The 21,802-nt window shown below is 37.8% G+C and carries 13 protein-coding genes; 1 reads left to right on the top strand and 12 read right to left on the bottom strand.

Annotated features, from left to right (window positions below):
* Nucleotides 1-52 precede the first annotated feature (52 nt).
* From BMZ78_RS15770 to gltB, 4 genes are all read right to left on the bottom strand, one after another.
* Nucleotides 53-886, bottom strand: coding sequence for an ABC transporter ATP-binding protein (locus tag BMZ78_RS15770; RefSeq protein WP_093231374.1), 834 nt, complete (start codon nt 884-886; stop codon nt 53-55).
* Nucleotides 887-1,124: 238 nt separating this feature from the next.
* A complete protein-coding gene (solA, locus tag BMZ78_RS15775; protein ID WP_093231375.1) occupies nt 1,125-2,258 on the bottom strand; it encodes an N-methyl-L-tryptophan oxidase in 1,134 nt (377 codons plus the stop codon).
* A gap of 226 nt (nt 2,259-2,484) precedes the next feature.
* Complete coding sequence (locus BMZ78_RS15780; protein WP_093231376.1) at nt 2,485-3,963, bottom strand: glutamate synthase subunit beta; 1,479 nt, start codon at nt 3,961-3,963, stop codon at nt 2,485-2,487.
* 12 nt (nt 3,964-3,975) lie between these two features.
* Entirely contained in the window at nt 3,976-8,568 is a 4,593-nt protein-coding gene (gene gltB, locus BMZ78_RS15785; RefSeq protein ID WP_093231387.1) for a glutamate synthase large subunit, read from the bottom strand.
* Nucleotides 8,569-8,731: 163 nt separating this feature from the next.
* Between gltB and gltC the strand changes: the two genes are divergently transcribed.
* A complete protein-coding gene (gene gltC, locus BMZ78_RS15790; protein ID WP_093231377.1) occupies nt 8,732-9,637 on the top strand; it encodes a glutamate biosynthesis transcriptional regulator GltC in 906 nt (301 codons plus the stop codon).
* Between the two features lie 882 nt (nt 9,638-10,519).
* Here the strand turns inward: gltC and BMZ78_RS15795 are convergent.
* The 8 genes from BMZ78_RS15795 to BMZ78_RS15830 form a co-directional block, all read right to left on the bottom strand.
* Nucleotides 10,520-12,517 (bottom strand): hypothetical protein, encoded by a 1,998-nt coding sequence (locus BMZ78_RS15795; RefSeq protein ID WP_093231378.1) that lies wholly within the window; start codon nt 12,515-12,517, stop codon nt 10,520-10,522.
* A gap of 281 nt (nt 12,518-12,798) precedes the next feature.
* Nucleotides 12,799-13,800 (bottom strand): 3-deoxy-7-phosphoheptulonate synthase, encoded by a 1,002-nt coding sequence (gene aroF, locus BMZ78_RS15800; protein WP_093231379.1) that lies wholly within the window; start codon nt 13,798-13,800, stop codon nt 12,799-12,801.
* 17 nt (nt 13,801-13,817) lie between these two features.
* Complete coding sequence (locus BMZ78_RS15805; RefSeq protein ID WP_093231380.1) at nt 13,818-15,920, bottom strand: hypothetical protein; 2,103 nt, start codon at nt 15,918-15,920, stop codon at nt 13,818-13,820.
* 9 nt (nt 15,921-15,929) lie between these two features.
* Complete coding sequence (locus tag BMZ78_RS15810; RefSeq protein ID WP_093231381.1) at nt 15,930-17,165, bottom strand: MFS transporter; 1,236 nt, start codon at nt 17,163-17,165, stop codon at nt 15,930-15,932.
* A complete protein-coding gene (locus BMZ78_RS15815; RefSeq protein ID WP_093231382.1) occupies nt 17,150-18,127 on the bottom strand; it encodes a D-alanine--D-alanine ligase family protein in 978 nt (325 codons plus the stop codon). The genes BMZ78_RS15810 and BMZ78_RS15815 overlap by 16 nt, the downstream gene beginning before the upstream one ends.
* A 13-nt stretch (nt 18,128-18,140) precedes the next feature.
* Nucleotides 18,141-19,268 carry a 3-dehydroquinate synthase gene (gene aroB, locus BMZ78_RS15820; RefSeq protein ID WP_093231383.1) on the bottom strand — a complete coding sequence of 376 codons (1,128 nt, stop codon included), beginning with the start codon at nt 19,266-19,268 and terminating at the stop codon, nt 18,141-18,143.
* Nucleotides 19,269-20,051, bottom strand: coding sequence for an SDR family NAD(P)-dependent oxidoreductase (locus tag BMZ78_RS15825; RefSeq protein ID WP_093231384.1), 783 nt, complete (start codon nt 20,049-20,051; stop codon nt 19,269-19,271).
* Between the two features lie 4 nt (nt 20,052-20,055).
* Nucleotides 20,056-21,333: an aminotransferase family protein gene (locus BMZ78_RS15830; protein ID WP_093231385.1), complete on the bottom strand. Its 1,278-nt coding sequence runs from the start codon at nt 21,331-21,333 to the stop codon at nt 20,056-20,058.
* Nucleotides 21,334-21,802: the final 469 nt, after the last annotated feature.

The following is a 21,802-nucleotide window of genomic DNA, read 5'->3' on the forward strand; positions in this document are numbered from 1 at the left end:
AATATAATAATCCTGTTTTGATCACAAACTAACTGTAGCGTAGGTTTGTTACTTATTTGGAAAAAATTTCAGATGTGGCAGTCCATTCCTCAAATCGTTGCTGTACCCCTTTTGAGTCAAACGATACCCAAAAACGATGATGCTTCTTTTCCACTTCTACGGGAAGATCAAAAAAAGCGCTTAACGTTGTTGAAGTCAATACTTGGTTTGTTTCTCCCTGTAGAAAAGACATACCATCCTTCAGTAAAAATGTGTGCGTAAAACATGGCAAAATCTCTTCAATGTGATGGGTAACATATATAAGTGTTGGAGCATTGGGTTGAGAAGCAATTTTTTCAATGCTATGTAAAACATGCTCTCTTGCAAATAGATCCAAACCGGTACAAGGTTCATCCAAAATGAGTAATTTGGGTTTGGCCATTAAAGCTCGAGCGATTACAATACGTTGCTTTTCCCCTTGTGATAGGGTTTGATAAGAGCGACCTGCCAAATGTTCGCAGCCTAGAAACGACATCAAGCGTTTGGCCTCTTCCATATCTGCATCGGAAAAAGTATCATAAATCCCGATCGAAGCAAACTTCCCGCTTAGAACAATCTTCTCTGCCGTTTCAGATCCATGTATTTTTTCTTGAAAAGAAGAACTGACCCAACCGATCTGCTTACGTAACTCACGTAAATCAACAGTACCGTAACGATGGCCGAGTACCGATATCTTCCCTTTGCTAGGCCAGAGATACCCGCAAATCAGATTGAGAAGAGTGGTTTTTCCTGAACCATTAAGCCCCAGGAGACACCAATGCTCCTCTGACCGAACCTGCCAATGGATATTCGATAAAATATGTTGTCCATTTCGTGTAAAAGATACATTTTCCACTGAGATAACCATTTTCCTCACCTTACCTTTATTACCCGCTTTTTCAGGAACAAAATAAACGTCCAACCTGTTGACCAAGTATCCTTTATATGCCGGTTTTCCTTTTCCGTTTCACTCCCGTTACTTAAAAACGAGCAAGAAGCCGTTCAACTGGAAAAGGAAAACCGGGTTTGTAGAGCGGCCTCAATATCCTTACCCCAGACCGATTTGTTATAAAGGAAAGCTTTTTATTTGTGAATGAGACGTTTTTTCAAAAACGATCCAAGGAAAACATGGAAATATCATAGGATGATTTCCCTTTTGTTACCAATTCGCTTACGATCTCACCGATCACACTTGCAAATTTAAATCCGTGTCCTGAAAATCCGGTAACGATCTTGATATGCGGAAAGTCAGGTAGTTGGTCAATGATGAAATGTCGATCAGGTGTCAAAGTGTAGAGGCATACCTTCCCGGCTTTACATTTACCAGCAGCCTGGGGCATAAATGTTTCCAGAAACTTTCTTACATCCCCTTCATCTTCTGAATACAAACCAAATTCGCGACTGACTGTATCAGGATCTACCTGTTTTCCTTGATCATGGCGTCCGATTTTCAAACCACTTCCTGCAAAACTGGGAAAACCATAGTAGTTTTCATCGGATAAATTGTAAGAAAAAGCTGGAAAAACATGAGCATCATATAGCTGTTCATCGCATTCAAACCACGCAACTGTCTTGCGAACCGGTTGTAGCGGAACATCGATATGTATTTTCTTCAGCAGTTTTTTGGTCCATGCTCCAGTGCTGATCATCACTTGATCTGCAGTAAATGCACCTTCTGTGGTATGGATCGTCGCCCCTTGAGAATCAAGATCGATTTTCTCTACAACGGTATTGACAAGAAATTCAGCTCCGTTGGATAAAGCAAGCTGACGATAAGCTCGAAGACATTCTTCGCTAAAAAGAACTCCTGCTCTCTTTTCAAAACAGCCTATAAAACCTTCTGGAACAAAAATCCCTCGCCAGCGGTACCTGATTTCATCATGGGATAATATTTCAAGAGGTAGTGAGAATTCATTCGCACTGGCAATCATCTCATCCATAAACGGTGTATGCTGTGGCCCGATGCACAACACTCCCGTTTTGGCAAAGAGCGAATAACCTGATTCTTCTGCTAACTGATCCCATAATTCTTGAGCTCTGAGTACCAGCTGAACATACTGTCTACCTTCTCCGTACGCATGACGAATGATCCTTGTATCTCCATGATGACTGCCATACGTGTGTGGAGGATCATAAGCATCGATTAACAGAACATTTAGACCTTTTTTTGTCAAATAATATCCTGCACTCATTCCCATGGAACCTGCGCCTACGACAATCACATCATAATGTTTTTTCACGATGTTCACTCCAGTGAATGTCAAGATAAAAAAACAATACCCGTGAGCGTTGAAGGAATTTATTTGACAAGTGAAATGTTACTTTTTAGTTTATCAGGAAAGCCAATCTTTTACTAGATAATTAAATCCCTTGCCATCTACTATGAACACAAAGAAACAGTTCTAAAAAAGGCTACTGACTGTCTACTGCATAAAAACAGTCGGTAGCCTTTTTCATAACATCAAATCAAGGCAAATTGGTATATCCCATCAAGTATTTATCGCATTCGCGAGCCGCTTCTCTTCCCTCATGGATGGCCCAAACTACCAGACTCTGACCCCTGCGCATGTCTCCTGCAACAAATACTCCTTCAAGGTTGGTCTGATACTTTCCGTACTCTGCTTTTACTTTCAAATTTACGTGCTCTAACCCTGCATGTTTAATTAGATGTTCGTCTGTTCCAGCAAATCCAATGGCAATGAGTACGAGCTGTGCTGGCCACACCTTATCGCTTCCTGGTATTTCCCGGAAGGTATAACGCCCATTTTCATCACGGATTTTTACCATATCAACCGTATGAAGCTCCTTGACATGCCCATGTTCATCTCCAACAATTTTTTTGGTCATGATGCAATATTGACGTGGATCTTTGCCAAACCGAGCGAGTGCTTCCTCATAGGCATAGTCCAAAGTAAATACGTTTGGATATTCCGGCCAAGGATTGTCTTCCTCTCTGCTCTCAGGCAAGCGAGGATGTTTACCAAACTGCACAACACTACGACATTTTTGGCGTAAGGCAGTGGCGACACAATCGGCTCCGGTATCCCCACCACCGATCACGATCACATCCTTGCCTTCAGCTGAAATGTATGGTCCACCATATTCAGGATCCAGTAATGTTTTGGTGGAATCCGTCAAATAGTCCATGGCAAAGTGGATGCCAGCCAACTCTCTGCCTTCAATTTGGAGATCACGCTGCTTTTGTGCTCCAGCACAGAGAACAACCGCATCAAATTTTTGTTGAAGTTCCTGAAGAGAAATATCTTTTCCGATCTCTGTGTTTGTGACAAAAGTAATACCTTCCTGCTTCAATAAATCAACACGCCGGTCAATCCATCTTTTTTCCAATTTCATATTTGGAATTCCATACATCAGTAAACCACCGATACGATCCGCCCGTTCAAACACTGTTACCCAATGTCCTGCCTTATTCAACTGATCCGCACAGGCAAGACCAGCAGGCCCCGAACCGACAATCGCCACTTTTTTGCCTGTACGTGTTTTGGGAGGCTGCGGAACAATCCATCCTTCCTGAAATCCTTTATCAATAATGGCTCTTTCAATACTTTTAATGGCAACAGCAGGATCGTGGATGGCTACTGTACAAGATCCTTCACAAGGTGCAGGACAAACGCGTCCCGTAAATTCAGGAAAATTGTTTGTTTTTAACAAACGTTCCAACGCTTCCTTCCAATGGCCTCGATACACCAGGTCATTCCATTCAGGGATGAGATTATACAGTGGGCAACCAGAAGCCTGACCATTTAATTCCATTCCCGTATGACAGAAAGGGGTGCCACAATCCATACAACGCGCCCCCTGCTGTTGGAGTTTTTCTTCGGGAAAGGGAAGCTGATATTCTTCCCAATCCCGTAGGCGTGACAGAGGATCCCGTTCTTGTGGCACTTCTCTTTCATATTCGATAAAACCTGTGGGTTTACCCATTTCTCTCCCTCCTCAAGCGAATATCGTTTCCAGTACTTTGTCTTTTTCTGTCTGCTTGTCTTTCTTTTTGAGCTGTTCAAATGCGACAACAGCAGCTTCTTCACGCGATAAACCTGATTGTTCCAATTCGTTGATTGTATGCATCATCACTTTGTAATCTTTTGGAATTACCTTGACAAACTTATGAACCTGTGTATCCCATTTCTCTAAAATGGCCTGACCAAGTTGGCTGGATGTGTATTTAACGTGATTCTGAATCAATTGTTTTACCCGCTCAACATCTTCTTTCTCAACCAGTTTCTCAAATAACACCATTTCCCGGTTGGATTGTTTTTGGAATTCCTCCAGATCTTCAACGAGCACGTAAGCCACTCCACCTGACATCCCTGCTGCAAAGTTTTTACCAACAGGACCGAGGATGACTACACATCCACCTGTCATGTATTCACAACCATGATCACCAATGCCTTCTACGACAGCGTGTACGCCACTGTTTCGAACGCAGAAACGTTCACCGGCAATTCCATTAATATAGGCTTCACCAGATGTTGCTCCATAGAAAGCTACGTTACCAACAATAATATTTTCTTCTGCGGCAAATGGCGCTGAAGATGGTTTGGCAACAATGATCTTTCCACCTGATAACCCTTTTCCGATATAATCGTTGGCATCGCCTTCCAAATAGAGCGTGATTCCCTTTGGAACAAAAGCACCAAAACTTTGTCCGGCCGAACCTTTAAAATGAAGGTGAATCGTATCATTTGGCAAACCGTTTTCACCAAAACGTCTCGACACTTCACTGCCAAGGAGGGTTCCGACTGCTCGATGTGTATTGTTGATCGATAAAGTAGCTTTTACTTTCTTTCCTTCTTCTAAAGCTGGTTGGCATAGCAGCAGAAGTTCGCGCGAGTCCAACGATTCTTCCAATCGATGATTTTGTGCAGTTTGATAATATTTTCCTACTTCTTCTGGCACACTTGGCTGATAGAGCATCGGCGACAAATCAAGATATTTTGCCTTCCAATGCGTTTTAGCCCGCTCGCTCATGGTTAATACATCCGTACGACCAATCATTTCATCGATGGAGCGGAAGCCTAGCTGAGCCATGATTTCTCTTACTTCCTGAGCGATAAATCGCATATAGTTGATGACATGTTCAGGATCACCCATAAATTTTTTACGCAACTCTGGATTTTGCGTCGCAACACCGACTGGACATGTATCGAGATGGCAAGCCCTCATCATCACACAGCCAAGAACAATCAGCGGTGCAGTCGCAAATCCATACTCTTCCGCACCCAAGAGAGCGGCAATCACGACATCACGGCCTGTCATCAGCTTCCCATCTGTCTCCAATACCACACGATCCCGCAAGTTGTTTAAAACCAGGGTCTGATGAGTTTCCGCCAAACCGAGCTCCCACGGCATCCCTGCATGTTTAATGCTTGTTCTTGGAGAAGCGCCTGTGCCTCCATCATGGCCACTAATCACAATCACATCAGCCAGTCCTTTGGCTACCCCTGCAGCAATCGTTCCCACTCCGGACTTCGAAACCAATTTGACACTGATACGTGCTTGAGGGTTCGCGCGCTTTAAATCGTGGATCAGCTGTGCCAAATCTTCGATGGAATAGATATCATGATGTGGAGGTGGCGAAATCAATCCGACACCTGCAGTAGAGCCGCGTACTTTTGCAATCCATGGATAGACTTTATTTCCAGGTAATTGTCCGCCCTCACCCGGTTTAGCACCCTGGGCCATTTTGATTTGGATTTCATCGGCATTGACCAAATAATGGCTTGTGACTCCAAACCGACCGGAAGCTACCTGTTTAATGGCGCTACGGCGCGAATCACCATTGGCATCCAATTGATAGCGTTTCGGGTCTTCTCCACCCTCTCCGCTGTTACTTTTGCCGCCTAAACGGTTCATGGCAATCGCCAAAGCTTCATGTGCCTCTTGACTTAGGGAACCATAAGACATCGCCCCGGTTTTAAAACGACGGACGATCGATTCGACTGGTTCCACCTCTTCGATCGGAACAGGCGGACGTTCTGTTTTAAAGTCAAACAGGCTGCGTAAAAATGTGATTTGTTCCTGGTTGGCCATTTCCGTAAACTTTTTAAATAATTGGTAATCATTTCGGCGGCAAGCTTGCTGTAAAGTATGGATCGTACTTGGATTGAAAGCATGATGCTCACCGTTACGCCGCCATTGCAAGTCGCTGCCAGGCTCCAGTGTCTTTTCGTCATACTCACGACCATGGAATGCCTGGGCATGCCGCATCTGTGCTTCTTTGGCGATGATATCTAGCGGAATCCCACCAATAGGGGAAGAGGTTCTTGTAAAATATTTTTCAATGACAGCCTGATCAATTCCGATCGCTTCAAAGATCTGTGCGCCCCGATAGCTCTGAATCGTTGAGATTCCCATTTTGGACATGACTTTCACAATACCATCTGTGGCAGTCTGGATATATCGTTGTACCGCTTCCTCAGGTGTGAAACCGGTTAACATGCCATCGCGAATCATTTCTTTGAAAGTAGCAATGGCTAAATACGGATTAATCGCATCAGCTCCATATCCGATCAACATGGAGAAATGGTGCACGTCACGCGGTTCAGCTGACTCTACGATAATACTGACTCGGGTACGGGTTCCCTGACGAACCAGATGATGGTGAAGACCACTTACAGCCAAGAGTGCCGGAATGGCCATAAACTCATCATTGACGCCACGATCTGACAGAACCAGCAAAGTGCATCCTTCCTGGATCGCCTGGTTAGCAGCGGCAAAAAGGTCATCCAATGCTTTTTCGAGATCGCCTTTTTCCACTTTAAACAAGATAGGCAGCGTCTTCACTTTAAATTCCGGATATGGGTTTTTTAGAAGTCTTGCCAATTCATCATCTGAAATAATGGGCGAAGATAAACGAATTCGACGACAATGGGTCGGTTCTGGTTTTAACAGATTTCCTTCTGATCCCAAGAGAGTCACCGTTGATGTTACGCATTTTTCCCGAATGGCATCAATGGGTGGATTCGTCACCTGAGCAAAAGATTGTTTGAAATAGTTATACAGAAGCTGGGGTTTATTGGACAGAACAGCCAAAGGCGTGTCGCTTCCCATCGAACCGACCGGATCTTTCCCTTCGGATACCATCGGTAATAATTGTTTCATTAATTCTTCATAAGTATATCCGAACGCCTTTTGCAGCTGAAAAATCGTTTCCGAATCCAATTCAGATGAAGAATGATTCTGCTTAGGTAACTCTTTCAACTCCATCAAATTTTCGTTTAACCATTCACGATAAGGAGCTTCTTTCGCAATCTGTTCTTTAATCTCATCATTGGTAATGATACGGCCTTCGTCCAGATCAACCAATAGCATACGTCCTGGTTGCAAGCGTTTTTTGCAAATCACTTGCTCCTCTGGAATATCGATGACACCTACTTCAGATGAAAAGATGACCATATCATCAGATGTTACATAATAACGTGCAGGACGAAGACCATTCCGGTCCAGGATCGCTCCAATCTGTTTACCGTCTGAAAAGGCAATGGCTGTAGGACCATCCCAAGGTTCCATCAAGCAACTGTGATATTCGTAGAAAGATTTCAGGGTATCATTCATTTGCTCGTTGTATTCCCAAGGTTCAGGAATCATCATCATCGCTACATGCGGAAGCGAACGTCCTGATAAGGCTAAAAATTCAAAGCAGTTATCCAGGATCGCCGAATCGCTTCCTTCCAAATCCAAAATGGGAAGGATTTTTTCCAAGTCTTCACCGAATACATCGGATTCAAACAGTTTTTCGCGAGCAAGCATCCAGTTGATATTTCCACGTAAAGTATTGATTTCACCGTTATGCAACAAGTATCGGTTTGGATGCGCTCTTTTCCAGCTTGGAAACGTATTCGTACTAAAGCGATTGTGTACCATGGAAAAAGCCGATGCAAATAATGGATCTCTTAAATCTGGATAAAAATCTCCCAGTTGTGCAGGTGTCAGTAATCCTTTATAAACAATGGTTCGGCTTGACATCGTGACTGCGTAAAAATCTTCACCTGCTTCTCTTTCCATCTGTTTGCGGATCACATATAGTTTCCGTTCAAAGGACAATGGATCATCCGAATCGCTATTTGCACCAATAAACACTTGCCGGATCACAGGCTCGGTTTCTTTGGCTAATTTCCCAATATTCATACTATTCGTCGGAACTGTTCGCCATCCCAGCAATTTTTGACCTTCCGCACGAATGAGATCTTCCAGCTTTCGTTCATATTCGGCTCTTTGATTTGGATCACGTGGTAAAAATAGCATTCCTACTCCATATTTACCTGGGGAAGGGAGATTGATATCAAGTTCTTTGCACACTTTTTTAAAAAACTCGTGAGGAATCTGCAGCATGATCCCTGACCCATCACCAGTGGCATCATGTTCTCCACCACGATGTACCAATTGACAAAGGATATGCAATCCTTTTTCTACAATTTCATGAGTAGCTGTCCCTTTAAGGTTAGCGATAAAACCAATTCCACAAGCGTCATGTTCGTACTCCGGATGATAAAGTCCTTGCTTCTTCGGCAGTTCTGTATAAGTCAACATTCTTCACTCCTTTGTGAAGATTTGGTAGTTCCCAGATATTTAAGACTCGTTGCGAGGATTCACATTACTTGTTATTTTATATTTGAATAATTATACAAACAATATATATTTCCGATTAAACCAATCTCAAAATGAGATTAATCATACTGGAGAGTGTTCTATGGAGCTAAGACAACTGCAATATTTCATAGAAGTAGCCAAACGTGAACATGTTACGGAAGCTGCCCATTCACTACACGTGGCCCAATCCGCAGTAAGTCGGCAAATCGCCAATTTGGAAGCAGAATTGGGAGTTCAATTATTTTTTCGGGAAGGACGCAATGTCAAACTGACACCACTCGGGAAAATTTTTCTGGAACATGCCGAAACAGCACTTAGAGAGATCGAAAAAGCCAAACAAGAAATTGAAGAGTTTCTAGATCCGGAGAGGGGATGTATTCGTATTGGATTTCCAAGCAGCTTGGCATCCTATGTCTTACCCACTGTGATATCAGCTTTTCGAGCCAAATATCCGAAAATAAGCTTTCAGCTTAGACAAGGGACCTTTCATTTTTTGATTGATGCGGTGGTCAAAGGAGAAATTGACATTGCCTTTATTGCCCCTGTTCCTGTGGAAATTAAAGAAGTACAGGGCCGTATCCTTTTCTCGGATAAAGTGGTCGCCTTATTACCTGCCAATCATCATCTCGCCCATTATCCTGCGCTTAGGATCAATCAGTTAAAAGATGAATCCTTTGCCCTGTTTCCAAAAGGATTCGTCCTGCAGGAACTGGTTGTAAAGGCATGTCATCAGATGGGCTTCGAACCCAAAGTGGCCTTTGAAGGAGAAGATATTGACGCTATAAAAGGATTGGTTGCTACAGGTCTGGCCGTTACTCTTTTACCGGAGGTTACCTTGATTGACAGCATTCCGCGCGGAACAGTAAAAATTCCGATTAGTGAGCCTGATTTATCACGTACGGTAGGCGTCATCATTCCAAAAAAACGGAATCTCCCTCCGTCTGAACAGTTATTTTACGAGTTTATTACCAAGTTTTTTACGATCCTTGATCAATTTAGTCAGTAGTTTAAGCTAAGATACAGAAAAACTCTTGCTGTTGAAGCAAGAGTTGAGGATGTTGCAAACCTAGCATCCAAGAAACAAATGGATGTTAGGTTTTGTTTTATTTGGATTGACCACTCCCCATGCCTACCTAAAAGCAGGTGATTCTTGGGTAATCTCTTCTACCGAAGAGAAATTTACCAAGCTTAGACCAACAGCCCATCGGCAATGAGTCTCATACCTTCTTGCAAGATATTAATGGATGCCTTGGGAACTCCCATCTGCTGACAGGATAATAAATCCTTAACTTGATGGCGATGTGGCGGAACCCTTAATCTATATAAATAGATACGCTGGAATCTTTGAAGTCTCGATCATGGTGAGTTTGGCACTCTGGACATGTCCGCTCTCTCCGTAGACTACGGATAAGTCTGAGATATTTCTGAGGAGGTTTCAGAAGAAGCTGCTCATTTTTTTCGTTTTAGTGTTGACACTCCACACGGCTGAAGCCGTGGTATTCTTGCGTTAGCGCCCTCAGTCCATTTCTGTTTCGGACAACGCCCAAGTTCAGGGGTGTGCATCACCCCATCCCATGCAGTTCTATGGTACTGGACCGCATGTACCCACATGGGCGGCATACCTGTTACCAGTATGCTAGTTCCTTTTATTCACTCTCATGGTTTTATCTGGTAGGAGTCATTTCGCTACCAGAACCTCGTACCATGACGTCCACAGGAACATTCGACCTACTACCAGCAGGATGAGCACCGCTCGTATGTTTTTATATAGAAAATGGTTGCTCTAAGCAATCCCATGAAGGGATTACCGAGCAACGCTGTCTTTCATCCGCGATTCAAACCGTGGGCTTTCAGACGGCATTTTTGTAACTCACTTTTGTTTGTCCTATTATACATAGGTGAAATGTTCATTTTGTACATATACTGGCTTTGTAATTACCCAGAGCCTTTCATTAACCAATGCAATAAATTTAAGGGAATTATATTGTGATTGCGAATCAACTGTAAGAGTTACTTCGAACACAGACTCGTTAGCAATATTAATCAAGGGTGAGTTACACCCAATATAAGTTAAACCATAGTCAAATTGATTGATCCCTTCACTTTCAATTCTAACTGTCAGAATCCCGCCTGATTCAACATTGTCCAGAGAATTAAGCTTGATTCTCACAAATTCATCAAAAAGTGGCTTATCTTCTATCGTACCACAACTTGAACAAAGCAATATTTCTCTCTTAATACTTGTATCCAAAGGGGATATGAGCACTTTTTTGGTCAGGTTTTTACCACAAAAACAAAATTCATTTGTCTCTTCATAATGCGACATCACAAAGTTCTCGGAATACTTTTCAGTAATTGGAAATAAACCACTTTTAGCTTCGTTTAATAAGCTCTTTAAAACACTGATAGCGATTTTACTTCGTAGCATCTCCACTTTGCTTAAGTTGTCTTTTAACTTTCTAAAATGTTTTGAGTTAAAACTAGCTTTGGGGTAGTGGGAACTAATTGACGCGTAAGCTGCTTCTAACTGCTTAATGAAGCCATTTGCAGAAGGTGGCATCAATTTCATTAAATTTAGCTCATTAAAGCTAGATTTGACCACATTGTCTAACATTTTAAAAGAACCACTTAATCCTTTTGTGGACGGGTTCAAACTAACAATTAAAACTTTATTTTTACCTGTCAATAACCATTCACTTTCTCCATTTTGAGTAACAAAACCTTTTCTTTCTAAATTTATTTGGTCGGCAAATTCCAATTCTATGAAATGTTTAGGATTATCAATGTTAATATCTAGTGTATCCAATACTTTATCTTCTTTGTATGTGATCAAATCTTTCACTAAGGAATAGTTTTGTTCCGGATCCCCTAACAATATATATCTCCCAATTTCATTTGCACATCGAGAGATATTCTTATTGATGAGCGAAACAATATGACCAAATGTGTATCCGAAATGTAACAAGCCCAAATACCAATTACACTCAACTGAACTATTATCTTTAACGCCTGGATACAATATTAATGATCTTAAACCACTTAATAGCAATGTCCGCCATAAAGGATTTAACTGTGGATGATTCTTTGGTTGATGAGTTTTCAAACCAAAACACGAATCTAAAAATACGTTAAGAACATTAATTTTTGAGGCAAGTACCCTGTTTTTATCAGGTTCTTTACTGACAATTTTTTTCGATCCTAAATAGATCTCTTCACCATTTCCGTGAGCAGCAATAATAAGGTTATCCATCCCTTTAACATTATGTTCCATCAAACGATCGAAAGGATCCTTTTTACGAGTATAAATATAGATCTGATCGTTAATATTCTGTGATTGCATTTTATCGTCAATCATTTGAAGGTATACAGAGTTACGAACATAATCTTGAACGGGAGTTAGAATTTTTGCTGTAAAAAAACTTAGTTCAGCCAAATTTCCACCTATTACAAATCCAACTTTTTTATTATGGAGAAATTGATTAGTTTTAATCAAACTATCTACATCAGGTGTAAAGGAAAAAATGGTGACATAGTTAACTTCGTAGTCCTGTAACTCTTCAATATTCTCAAATTCAATTAATTTTATATTCTTATGATAACTATAAATCTGGGCAAACAGTTTTGCCTTACTCCCCTTTTCTATTGCACAAATGGCTTCACTCCTAGTTTTATTATTTGCGGAAATTATTTGAATAGTTAATTCCCGTAAATCGTCAAGATTATGTATAATTTGCAAACTGACTTTGTATCTTTTTGCTATAGTTTCAATATGTTCTAGTGGATTAGTTTCGTCATGAACTATAGGTAAATAACCAGGTTTAAAAATCAATTCATTACTAATTACAAAATTAAGCATTGAAGAATCAATTACAAGCCACTTCAACACGTTCATACCTCCCTCTATAAATAAGTTTGTTCTCTCCCGATTTCAAAATGAAACCATCTTAGATGAAGATAAGATTGAATAAATGTATATTTGGATCTTCACAATGTCCAAGGAGTTTACCCTCCCATATCTCACAGGATCATTGTTGTTCTACATACCTTGGTATGGAGGCTGAAAAAGCTCCTTGACAGGGGCTGTACCCGAATGGAAAAATTATTTAAGGGTCCATTGTGCAACAGACACCGCGTATGTGTATGTTACGGGGGGATACTTTTCATTTTTTAAACCACTTTATTTGTAGCTTCTACACTAAACTGTTCATAAAGCCTTTTAAATTGTTCGAAATTAAGCGATTGTTGACCATCCGATAATGCCTGTTCAGGGTTAGGATGTACCTCAATAATCAGACCATCGCTTCCAACCGCTAACGCCGCTTTTGAAACTGGAGGAATATATTTAGTAACGCCTACTGCATGACTAGGATCAATAATAATCGGAAGATGGCTTAATTCTTTAATGATGGGTACAGCACTAATATCTAACAAATTTCTCGTATACTTCGAATTTGCTCTGATTCCTCTTTCACATAAAATGACATTAAAATTACCTTCACTTAGGATATACTCAGCTGCTAGCAACCACTCATCAATCGTCGCACTGAATCCTCTCTTTAACAAAATTGGTTTATTTGTTTTTGCCACCTTTTTTAAAAGGGGGTAATTATACATATTACGAGTTCCAATTTGTAATACATCACAATATTCTGCTACAACTTCCACATCCTCTACATTCACTACCTCAGATACAATGGACAAGCCTGTAGCTAATTTAGCTTTATATAATATCTTTAAACCTTCTTCTCCTAGTCCTTGGAATGAATATGGAGACGTCCTTGGCTTAAAGGCTCCTCCTCTTAAAAAATTTACACCTAAAGAAGCCAAAAACTCTGCAGTAACCATTAGTTGCTGCTCGGATTCCACGGCACAAGGCCCAGCAATAAACACTGGCTTTCCATTACCAACATAGTTTTCATTCACCTTTACAACTGTATTTCCACTTTTAAATTGTCTACTTGCTAGTTTGAATGGATATTTTACTTTATAGAAATCCTTAATTTTACGAGAGTCAATTAACGTATATATTAAATCTGTACTTTCCGGTTGAGTAAGTAAACAAATTTTACTTTCAGCAGTATTTACTACAGACTTAATCCCTTCCTTATCTAGCCTTTCTTTAATCTCTTCAAGAAAAGAATTTTCTGATTTAATAAATTCTATAATCATCAAGATCGTACTCCTTTTTAATAAATTAAAAGATGGGGACGTTTAAGAAAGTAATACTTCAAGTTGGACATCAAGATAAAGACGGGGTATACCTTATCCCGTGTGTAAAGATCCTCAGTTTTAATACTATAGCTAATTAACTTTTTCATTTTCCCATCAAGAATAAAGCTTGATGTTGTATCAGTGTTATTTATTCTATTTTTTATCCCTCTCCATGTAAGGAGACAATCAATAATGGCGGGGTAAGAAGTATTATTAACAATAGAAAACTGATAATTTACCTTACCTTTTTCAACATATGTTGCCATTTCAATACTTATCTTTAGATCGTCAAAGTCTGTAATGACGGAGCATGTGGGGCAAAATTCAATAGTTCTATGAATACTATTAATACTTGCGTATTGCATCGTTTGTTCAAAATAGTAACTAGAATTGCAAACTGGACAGTTCTGTTTCATGATGTAATCTTTAATTTTACTTTGTACATAATGTTTATCATAAAAACGTTTTTTGTCGGTGATCGTGTTTTTTTCCCAATAAGATAAGGATTTTTTATGAAATTTATGAACTAAGGATATAAAATCTTCTTTTTTCTGCACAAATAGTCCATCATTTTTAGAACTATAATTCAGCAAGATAGAATACTCATTAATTTCTTTAATACGGTTGAGTATTTGTGACTCTAAGCCTTTGGTATCAGGAGGATACAATCCGTATACATTGTTTTTTTGCATGCTATTAAAGCAATCTCTAATCGTTTCAAGAAAATGCTCTTTATAATTATTTTTTAATTTTATCTCTTTATATGATTTCAATTTATCCGCAGTAAACAATATAAGGTCTTTATTTTCCTTGCTATTGTATATAATCAAATAATAGATATCCTCTTTTTGAGACCAATCAGACTGAGAAATCAAAGAATCCCATTGTGAACCAACATTTTTTACAAACAAAAGATCTTCTTCGCTATTAAAATATATAGTGTCACTTGCTTCAATGTGTTCCAAACTCTCCTTGTTATAAGTGAGTGTAGGATCTCCATAAAGAACAAAAGAAGGAAAAAAATTCAAATGTGCAGCATATTGATTTAGGATTTTTACGCACTCTCCTATAGGCAATCCTTTAAGTAATAACTTATATAACAAAATCGCTTCAGATTCTGCTAATCCCTTTGCACAATAAGGAGCAATATATGAAATAACTTTTCCTTCTAATGCGCTATAGGAGAAAAAAATCTCCTTCGGGTATTCCACTTTTGACCTTGTAGTTTTCCCTAAGACACATCCATTCACTGCAAGTACTTTTGTATCTATATTTGAAACGAAATATTTATTTTTATTTTTGATGTCAAAATTAAAATCGTCCGGTAAGGGGGAAGTATTTTGATAATCTCCTGACAGTGATTGATAATCTCCATAAATCGCTATTTTCCCGACTTTTAGACGATCTTCTCTACCTCCCCCAGAAAGAAATATCACATCATAACTTTTATTAAATACATCTTCATATGTTATCTGGAAAGGCTCTTTGTAAAGTTCCTTGTTAATCTTGTTAAATTCATACCCACCTGTATTGATTAATACCTTACGAATATTACTATTATTATGATAGTAGTTCTTTAACAAGACCTTGCTCATCGTACTCAAGTCTCTAGCAGTAAAAATCCCATAACTTTTTATTTGTCTAGGGTAACCATTAATTAAAATCGAACTTGCTTCTAACAAGCCTTTTTGAAATTCATGGGTTAAGGTCATTGGAGATGTAACAATAATTATATAATCACGACTTGTTTTTTCTACTTCTTTAATGATCTGTTGAGGGTGATTTACAGCTATATAATCTAAATCCTTAAGTTTCGCATATAGAAGCCCAAACACCCAAAAATCGGACTCTAAATCGAACACAACTAATGTACTCGAGTTTTTATTTATTTCCCGAGTTGGGTCTAATTGTGTAATTACACCTGTTGAAGACTCGATATCTCCCGGAACATAGATTTCTAATCCATCTAAGAAGTTCGTATCTTTTAAACCAAACACAGGAACAATTTTGAAATCTGTATTATTCAACACATATGATTTAAACTGAGTAAAATCGTTGAAATTTAAAACCTTAAACATTCATCTCACCTACACAGATTTAGTATTAGTATCTGTATACTTATAAGAAAGGAATTGTTTATTCAGCGAGAAGAAAACTCCTAGAATAGTTACCAATCCAAAAGTAACAAAAGTTGTTTGAATTGATGTAATGCTAGTTAAAGGACCACTAATTAGTGCACCCAAAGGACTTATAGTTAGAGTCAAAACATTTATACTTGTAATAACTTTACCTAAAATATCATTATTCGTAGTCTGTTGTATTGTAGAGATGATCGTAACATCCATAACTGTTACCAATAAAGAAATAACAGCGTACATCGCACCCGCGAGTATCCAGTTTGCAAAGAAAGGGTAACAGGTTATAAAACCACTTAAAAGTAAACAAGAAAATATGAGAATTTTTCCAGGTGTAAATTTATTTGTAAGAGTACCCGCAATAATTCCCCCTGCAATTCCTCCCAAACCAGCAAAAGAAAATATAATTCCTACTAAGTCATCCTTTAAATACAATTCATGCTTCGTATAATAGACCAAAGATGCATTAAAAGCTTGCATTGCAATATTGATAAAAACAACTAAAATTACTGTACTCCAAATGACTTTACTCTTTTTAATGGTTTTAATTCCTTCAAATAATTCACTAAACTTAAATCTACTCTTATTTAGAGGTATTTGAGGGACAGTAACCTTAATCAGCATTAACAATAAAACGATGAATGTTACTGCATCAAAAATTAATACAGAACTGATACTATATATAGAGATGAGTAAACCACCTAATCCTGGTCCAACTAGTTTAGAGATTGTCCTTATGGTTTGGAAAACAGAATTATACACTTGTATGTCTCTCTTGGCGCATATACTAGGAATTATGACACTAACACTTGTATCGTAAACCATCCCAAATAAAGACAACAAGAAAGCTATAACGTAATAAAAAAAGAGATGGGCATTAACATGTATCAGTAATGGTATGATAAGAACTAGTAAAGTTTGAATAACAATTGAATACATGATGATTTTTTTTCTATCGTACCTATCTAGAGCCACTCCCAAGAAAAGCCCAAAAAGTATTTGGGGGAGAGTTTCTATTACAATCATTGTTGATAATGCGATAGCAGACTTGCTTAGGTTGTAAATTAAGATAGGAAAAGCAATTTTGAAAAACCTATTACCAAAAGATGAGATAGCTTCTCCTATTGTTAGGAATACGAAATCCTTATTTTTTAAAACCAAAGCAAGATTCCTCAATGCAAATTGCATACTTTGGACCCTCTTTTCTGTTTGTGTCTTTTCAAACCAATTTCAATATCTCGATTCAAAACATCTTTAATATCTAAACCAACTTTAGATGCGGATACTGGGACAACACTATTTGGGAGCATCCCATATGTAGTACCGATTTCAATGAAGTAATACTGTTCTTTCGAATCAACTCGCAAATCAGCATAACAAAAGCCTCGAACATTTAGAAGCTCCAGAGCTTTAACCATATCCGAACATATTTCGTGAACAATCTTATTATCTAACTCATCATTTTCAACGAACATAGGTTTGTTACTTAGATATCGACTTTTAAATGAATTTTCTTTATTGACTACTGCTCTCATGAGAGGTAGTAAAGTAATCTCATTGACATCGCAAACAGCACCAATAATATAATCAACACCATTTATATAATTTTCGACTAGTATTTTATCGTCATATTGGTTTACATGTTGAATTGCTTTATTAATCTTATTAATGTTGAATTCGGAAACCTTTTTAATCCCTATACTGGAACCACCTTGTACTGCAGGTTTAAAAATTACAGGCATTGATAAACTACGTGAAAGTTGATCAAGTATTTCTTTTTTGTTTGAATAATACTCATGAATAGTAAAACTCATAAATTGAGGAGTAGGTATTTTTAAACTTTGAAATATATGCTTTGCTACTGACTTATCTTTAAAAAGTGAGGATGCAAGCACACCACTTCCATTATAAGGAATATCCAGCAACTCCAATAATCCTTGAAGTGTACCATCTTCTCCTGGACAACCATATGTAACCAAAAAAGCAAAATCCATTTTCTTTAACATATTGATTTCCTCAAAAATGTTCTTCATGTCTAACAAGAAAACTTCGTGACCAAGAGAAATTAGCTCTTCATGTACAAATTTGGCCGTTTTTAAGGCTATATCATATTCCATTGGCGATCCGCCATAAATTACAGAAATCTTCATAATAACATCCTCTTCATATATACATTTTATAAAGTAATTTTTTTATCAAAGATATATCTTCAACTTCTTCGATCACAAAAGAACCAACATTTAATGGGAGAATAAAACGTATTCGCCCTTGACTTACTTTTTTATCAAATTTCATAAAACGTATGATACTTTCTGTAAGATCATCCAAAGTCTTAGCGGAATACAACTCTGTATCAATTACTGTGGGTAAATTATACTTTTTTAACACTCTTATCAATCGATTTGTGTTCTCTTTAAAAAATCCATGTTTATATTCACTGATAAAACATTCAAAAACACACCCAATACTAACCGCTTCGCCATGAAGCAATAAACTGTGGTTAGTAAGAGATTCCAAAGCGTGAGCTAAAGTGTGTCCAAAATTCAAACACAATCTCGGGCCTTTTTCCATTTCATCAATTTCAACTAGTTTTTTCTTTAACTTGACTGATTGAAGAATTATGTAATTAAATGTTTTACTATCGAATTGTTTTAAATTCATACTTTCCAGAGCTAAGAATAAATCAGGATCCTGTACAAAAGCAGCTTTAATAATTTCCGCCATGCCATTGTTAAATTCACGTTTAGGAAGAGTTTTAAGAAGGGATGGATCTATTAAGCAAAGATCTGGTGGGTAGAAGAAGCCTATTGCATTAGTTATTTTTTGAAAATGTACAGCTACTTTTCCTCCAATACTACTGTCAACTTGGGATAGTAATGTCGTGGGAATTTGTACAAATTTAATTCCTCGATAGTATGAAGCAGCTACAAATCCTGCAAGATCTCCAATTACTCCTCCACCCAAAGCTATTATTAGGTCATCTTTATAGAACGAATGCTTTATAAGAATTTGATATATTTTCATTGCGTTATCCAGACTCTTATTCTTTCCACCAGGTTTAATTGAATAGTGGAGGAATAATATATCAGAGTTGATAAATTGACTAGATACTTGATCCAAGTAATATTGTTTCACATTATCATCAGTAATGAGAAGTATTTTTTTTCTAAGCAAAGAATTATCTTCCAAGATTTCTCGAAGATTATTCAGTATGTTCTCTCCAAAAAAAATCTTATATATTTTTTTTCGAGAGCAAATTGTTAGCTCTTCTAATAAATTTAACTTCCTCATTTAAATAGTCACACCACCATTAATAGGAATACAAGCCCCGTTTATGAAATTAGCGGCCTCCGAACACAAATAAGCAACAAAATTTGCAATGTCTCTAGGGTCACCCATTCTTTTTAATGCTACATTCTTTGTATAAAGGTAGTATTCACTTTCTTGAATGCTTACACCGAATTTAGACGAATACATTTGAATAGCATATTGAGTCATTTCAGTTTTTATAGATCCTGGTAAAATACAGTTAACTAAGATATTATTTTCTGCACACGTTTGTGCAAGAACTTTAGTAATATGAACTAACGCAGCTTTGCTACTCGAATATGCAGGAAAGTAGGGTTTAATATTTTCTGCGACAGAAGAGGAAATGTTAATAATTCTTCCCCACGCTCTCTCTTTCATATAAGGAAGTAATTTATTAATAATCTGAATATGACTAAACAAATTCACTTGATAAACGTGTTTCCAATAATCAAGAGTAGTTTCTTCGAATCTTAAAGGTTTTCCTATACCTGCATTGTTTACAAGAATATCTACTTTGTATTTGTTAAGCATTTCATCTAACAGATTATCAATTTGATTAGGATCATCTAAAGGTATGGCAAAGCCAACAAAACCATATTTATATTCTTCTTGTATTATCCTTTGAACTTTTTCTCTTGAACGTCCATGTATAATAACCTTTGCCCCTAACTGGGAAAGGACTTTTGCAATTGCCAGTCCTATTCCCTGGGTGCTTCCTGTGATAAAGGCAGTTTTCCCATTAAGATCAATCGTATTTATATCCATGCTTTCACCTTAAACCAATAAATTGACTGGATACTTCATGCAAGGTTTTTTGTAACTTGTTATAAATATCTTTTAAAACATTCTCATCAGAAGTAAGGGGGGGCATTACAACAACAACTTCTTCCTCAGCAGGTCTAAAAAGCAATCCATTCTCCTGAGCTTTTACTGAGACAGTTTTCGCAATACCTTGGAATTTACTATCCAACTTTAGGCCATACATAAAGCCTTTTCCTCTTACTTCCTGTACTAAATCAAATTCAAAACTAAGATCTAATAGATATTTCCATAACAATTCCTCTTTCTGTCTTACATGATCAATAACATTTTCTTCTAATAAAATTCTCAATGTCTTATATGCTGCAGCACAGGAAATTGGATGACCCCCATACGTAAAACCATGCCTGAAAACAATATCATTCGTCTTGAACAGCTCATATATTTTTTCGCTAACCAGCACTCCTCCAAGCGGAGCATACCCAGCTGTCATTCCTTTTGCTACTGTGATTAGATCTGGTCTTATATTGTGCATTTTATAGGCAAACAGATTTCCTGTACGTCCAAATCCCGTTACCACTTCATCAAAAATAAGTATAATATCATGATGATTACAATACTCTCTTAATTTCTTTAAAATGATGCTTTCGATTGGTATAATCCCGCCAGCACCCATAATCGGCTCAACAATAATAGCTGCAATTGTATCTGGATTTTCATTATTTAGCTTCCTTTCAATAAGCTCCCAATGGATATCGGAAGATTCCACAGAAGTAGGTTTTGGTAAGGTGATAGATCCTGGCAGCATAGGTCCTGTACCTGTGGTATTACTATTAATCCCCATCACACTCAAAGCTCCATAAGAAACACCATGATAAGAATTTTCAAAGTGTGCGATTTTAAATTTTTCTTGCTTGCCCGAGTGGTAGAAAAAGCTCCTGCTTATTTTAATAGCTGTTTCTACTGCATCCGAACCACCTGTAGTAAAAAATACCGCATCGAAATCATTATCCAATCGGTTTAAAAGTTCGTTAGCATATTCTATACCGATTTGATGAGCTCTCCCAAAAAGAGAAACACCCGTTACTTCATTAGACTTTTCATACATAAAATCAATAATATCTGTTCGGCTGTAACCTAAGTTTACATTCCAAATGCCTGAAATAGCATCAACATACTCTTTGTCATTTTTATCATAGACATAGGATCCTTCGCCCCGAGTAATAATTAAAGGATTTTTTATAAAGTCCGCCATATTGGAGAAATTGTTCCATAATTGATATTTCATAAATATTATTCTCCTTCACAATAAAATTCCATCTAAAATGAAGAATACAAAAAAGATTAATAATAAGTCAATTCGAATATTATAAAGTAAATAAACGTTTTTTAAAGGAAATATTAATAAAATGTAAAGAAAACATTAATTTTCATTTTATTTCTTACTATATATTCTATTGAACAATTACAAATATTCTTTTATTATGAAATTACCGGGTTGGCAGAAAGGGATTGCGCCTATACTACACATAGGTGAGCATTTTGCTCGTTGGGGGTTCGAGTCCCCCACCCGGCATAAAAAACACTCTAGGAAATATTTCCTAGAGTGGAGATTGATGACAAACCCCTGGCTCTTTTCGCAAGAAAAGCGCCAGGGGCTGTATGTTTCTGGGAAATAAACAAATAAAGGGAATTGAATATAGAAAATGAGACAGATCACAAAGCCTTTTCCTCTCTTTGAGAGGAGCAAGGCCATT

This window comes from Thermoflavimicrobium dichotomicum, from assembly GCF_900114055.1.
Classification (GTDB): domain Bacteria; phylum Bacillota; class Bacilli; order Thermoactinomycetales; family Thermoactinomycetaceae; genus Thermoflavimicrobium; species Thermoflavimicrobium dichotomicum.

Coding starts and splice junctions, on each gene's coding strand:
- BMZ78_RS15770 (WP_093231374.1), bottom strand. CDS start 886: ATGGTTATCTCAGTGGAAAATGTATCTTTTACACGAAATGGACAACAT.
- BMZ78_RS15780 (WP_093231376.1), bottom strand. CDS start 3,963: ATGGGTAAACCCACAGGTTTTATCGAATATGAAAGAGAAGTGCCACAA.
- gltC (WP_093231377.1), top strand. CDS start 8,732: ATGGAGCTAAGACAACTGCAATATTTCATAGAAGTAGCCAAACGTGAA.
- aroF (WP_093231379.1), bottom strand. CDS start 13,800: ATGATTATAGAATTTATTAAATCAGAAAATTCTTTTCTTGAAGAGATT.
- BMZ78_RS15805 (WP_093231380.1), bottom strand. CDS start 15,920: ATGTTTAAGGTTTTAAATTTCAACGATTTTACTCAGTTTAAATCATAT.
- BMZ78_RS15810 (WP_093231381.1), bottom strand. CDS start 17,165: ATGCAATTTGCATTGAGGAATCTTGCTTTGGTTTTAAAAAATAAGGAT.
- BMZ78_RS15815 (WP_093231382.1), bottom strand. CDS start 18,127: ATGAAGATTTCTGTAATTTATGGCGGATCGCCAATGGAATATGATATA.
- aroB (WP_093231383.1), bottom strand. CDS start 19,268: ATGAGGAAGTTAAATTTATTAGAAGAGCTAACAATTTGCTCTCGAAAA.
- BMZ78_RS15825 (WP_093231384.1), bottom strand. CDS start 20,051: ATGGATATAAATACGATTGATCTTAATGGGAAAACTGCCTTTATCACA.
- BMZ78_RS15830 (WP_093231385.1), bottom strand. CDS start 21,333: ATGAAATATCAATTATGGAACAATTTCTCCAATATGGCGGACTTTATA.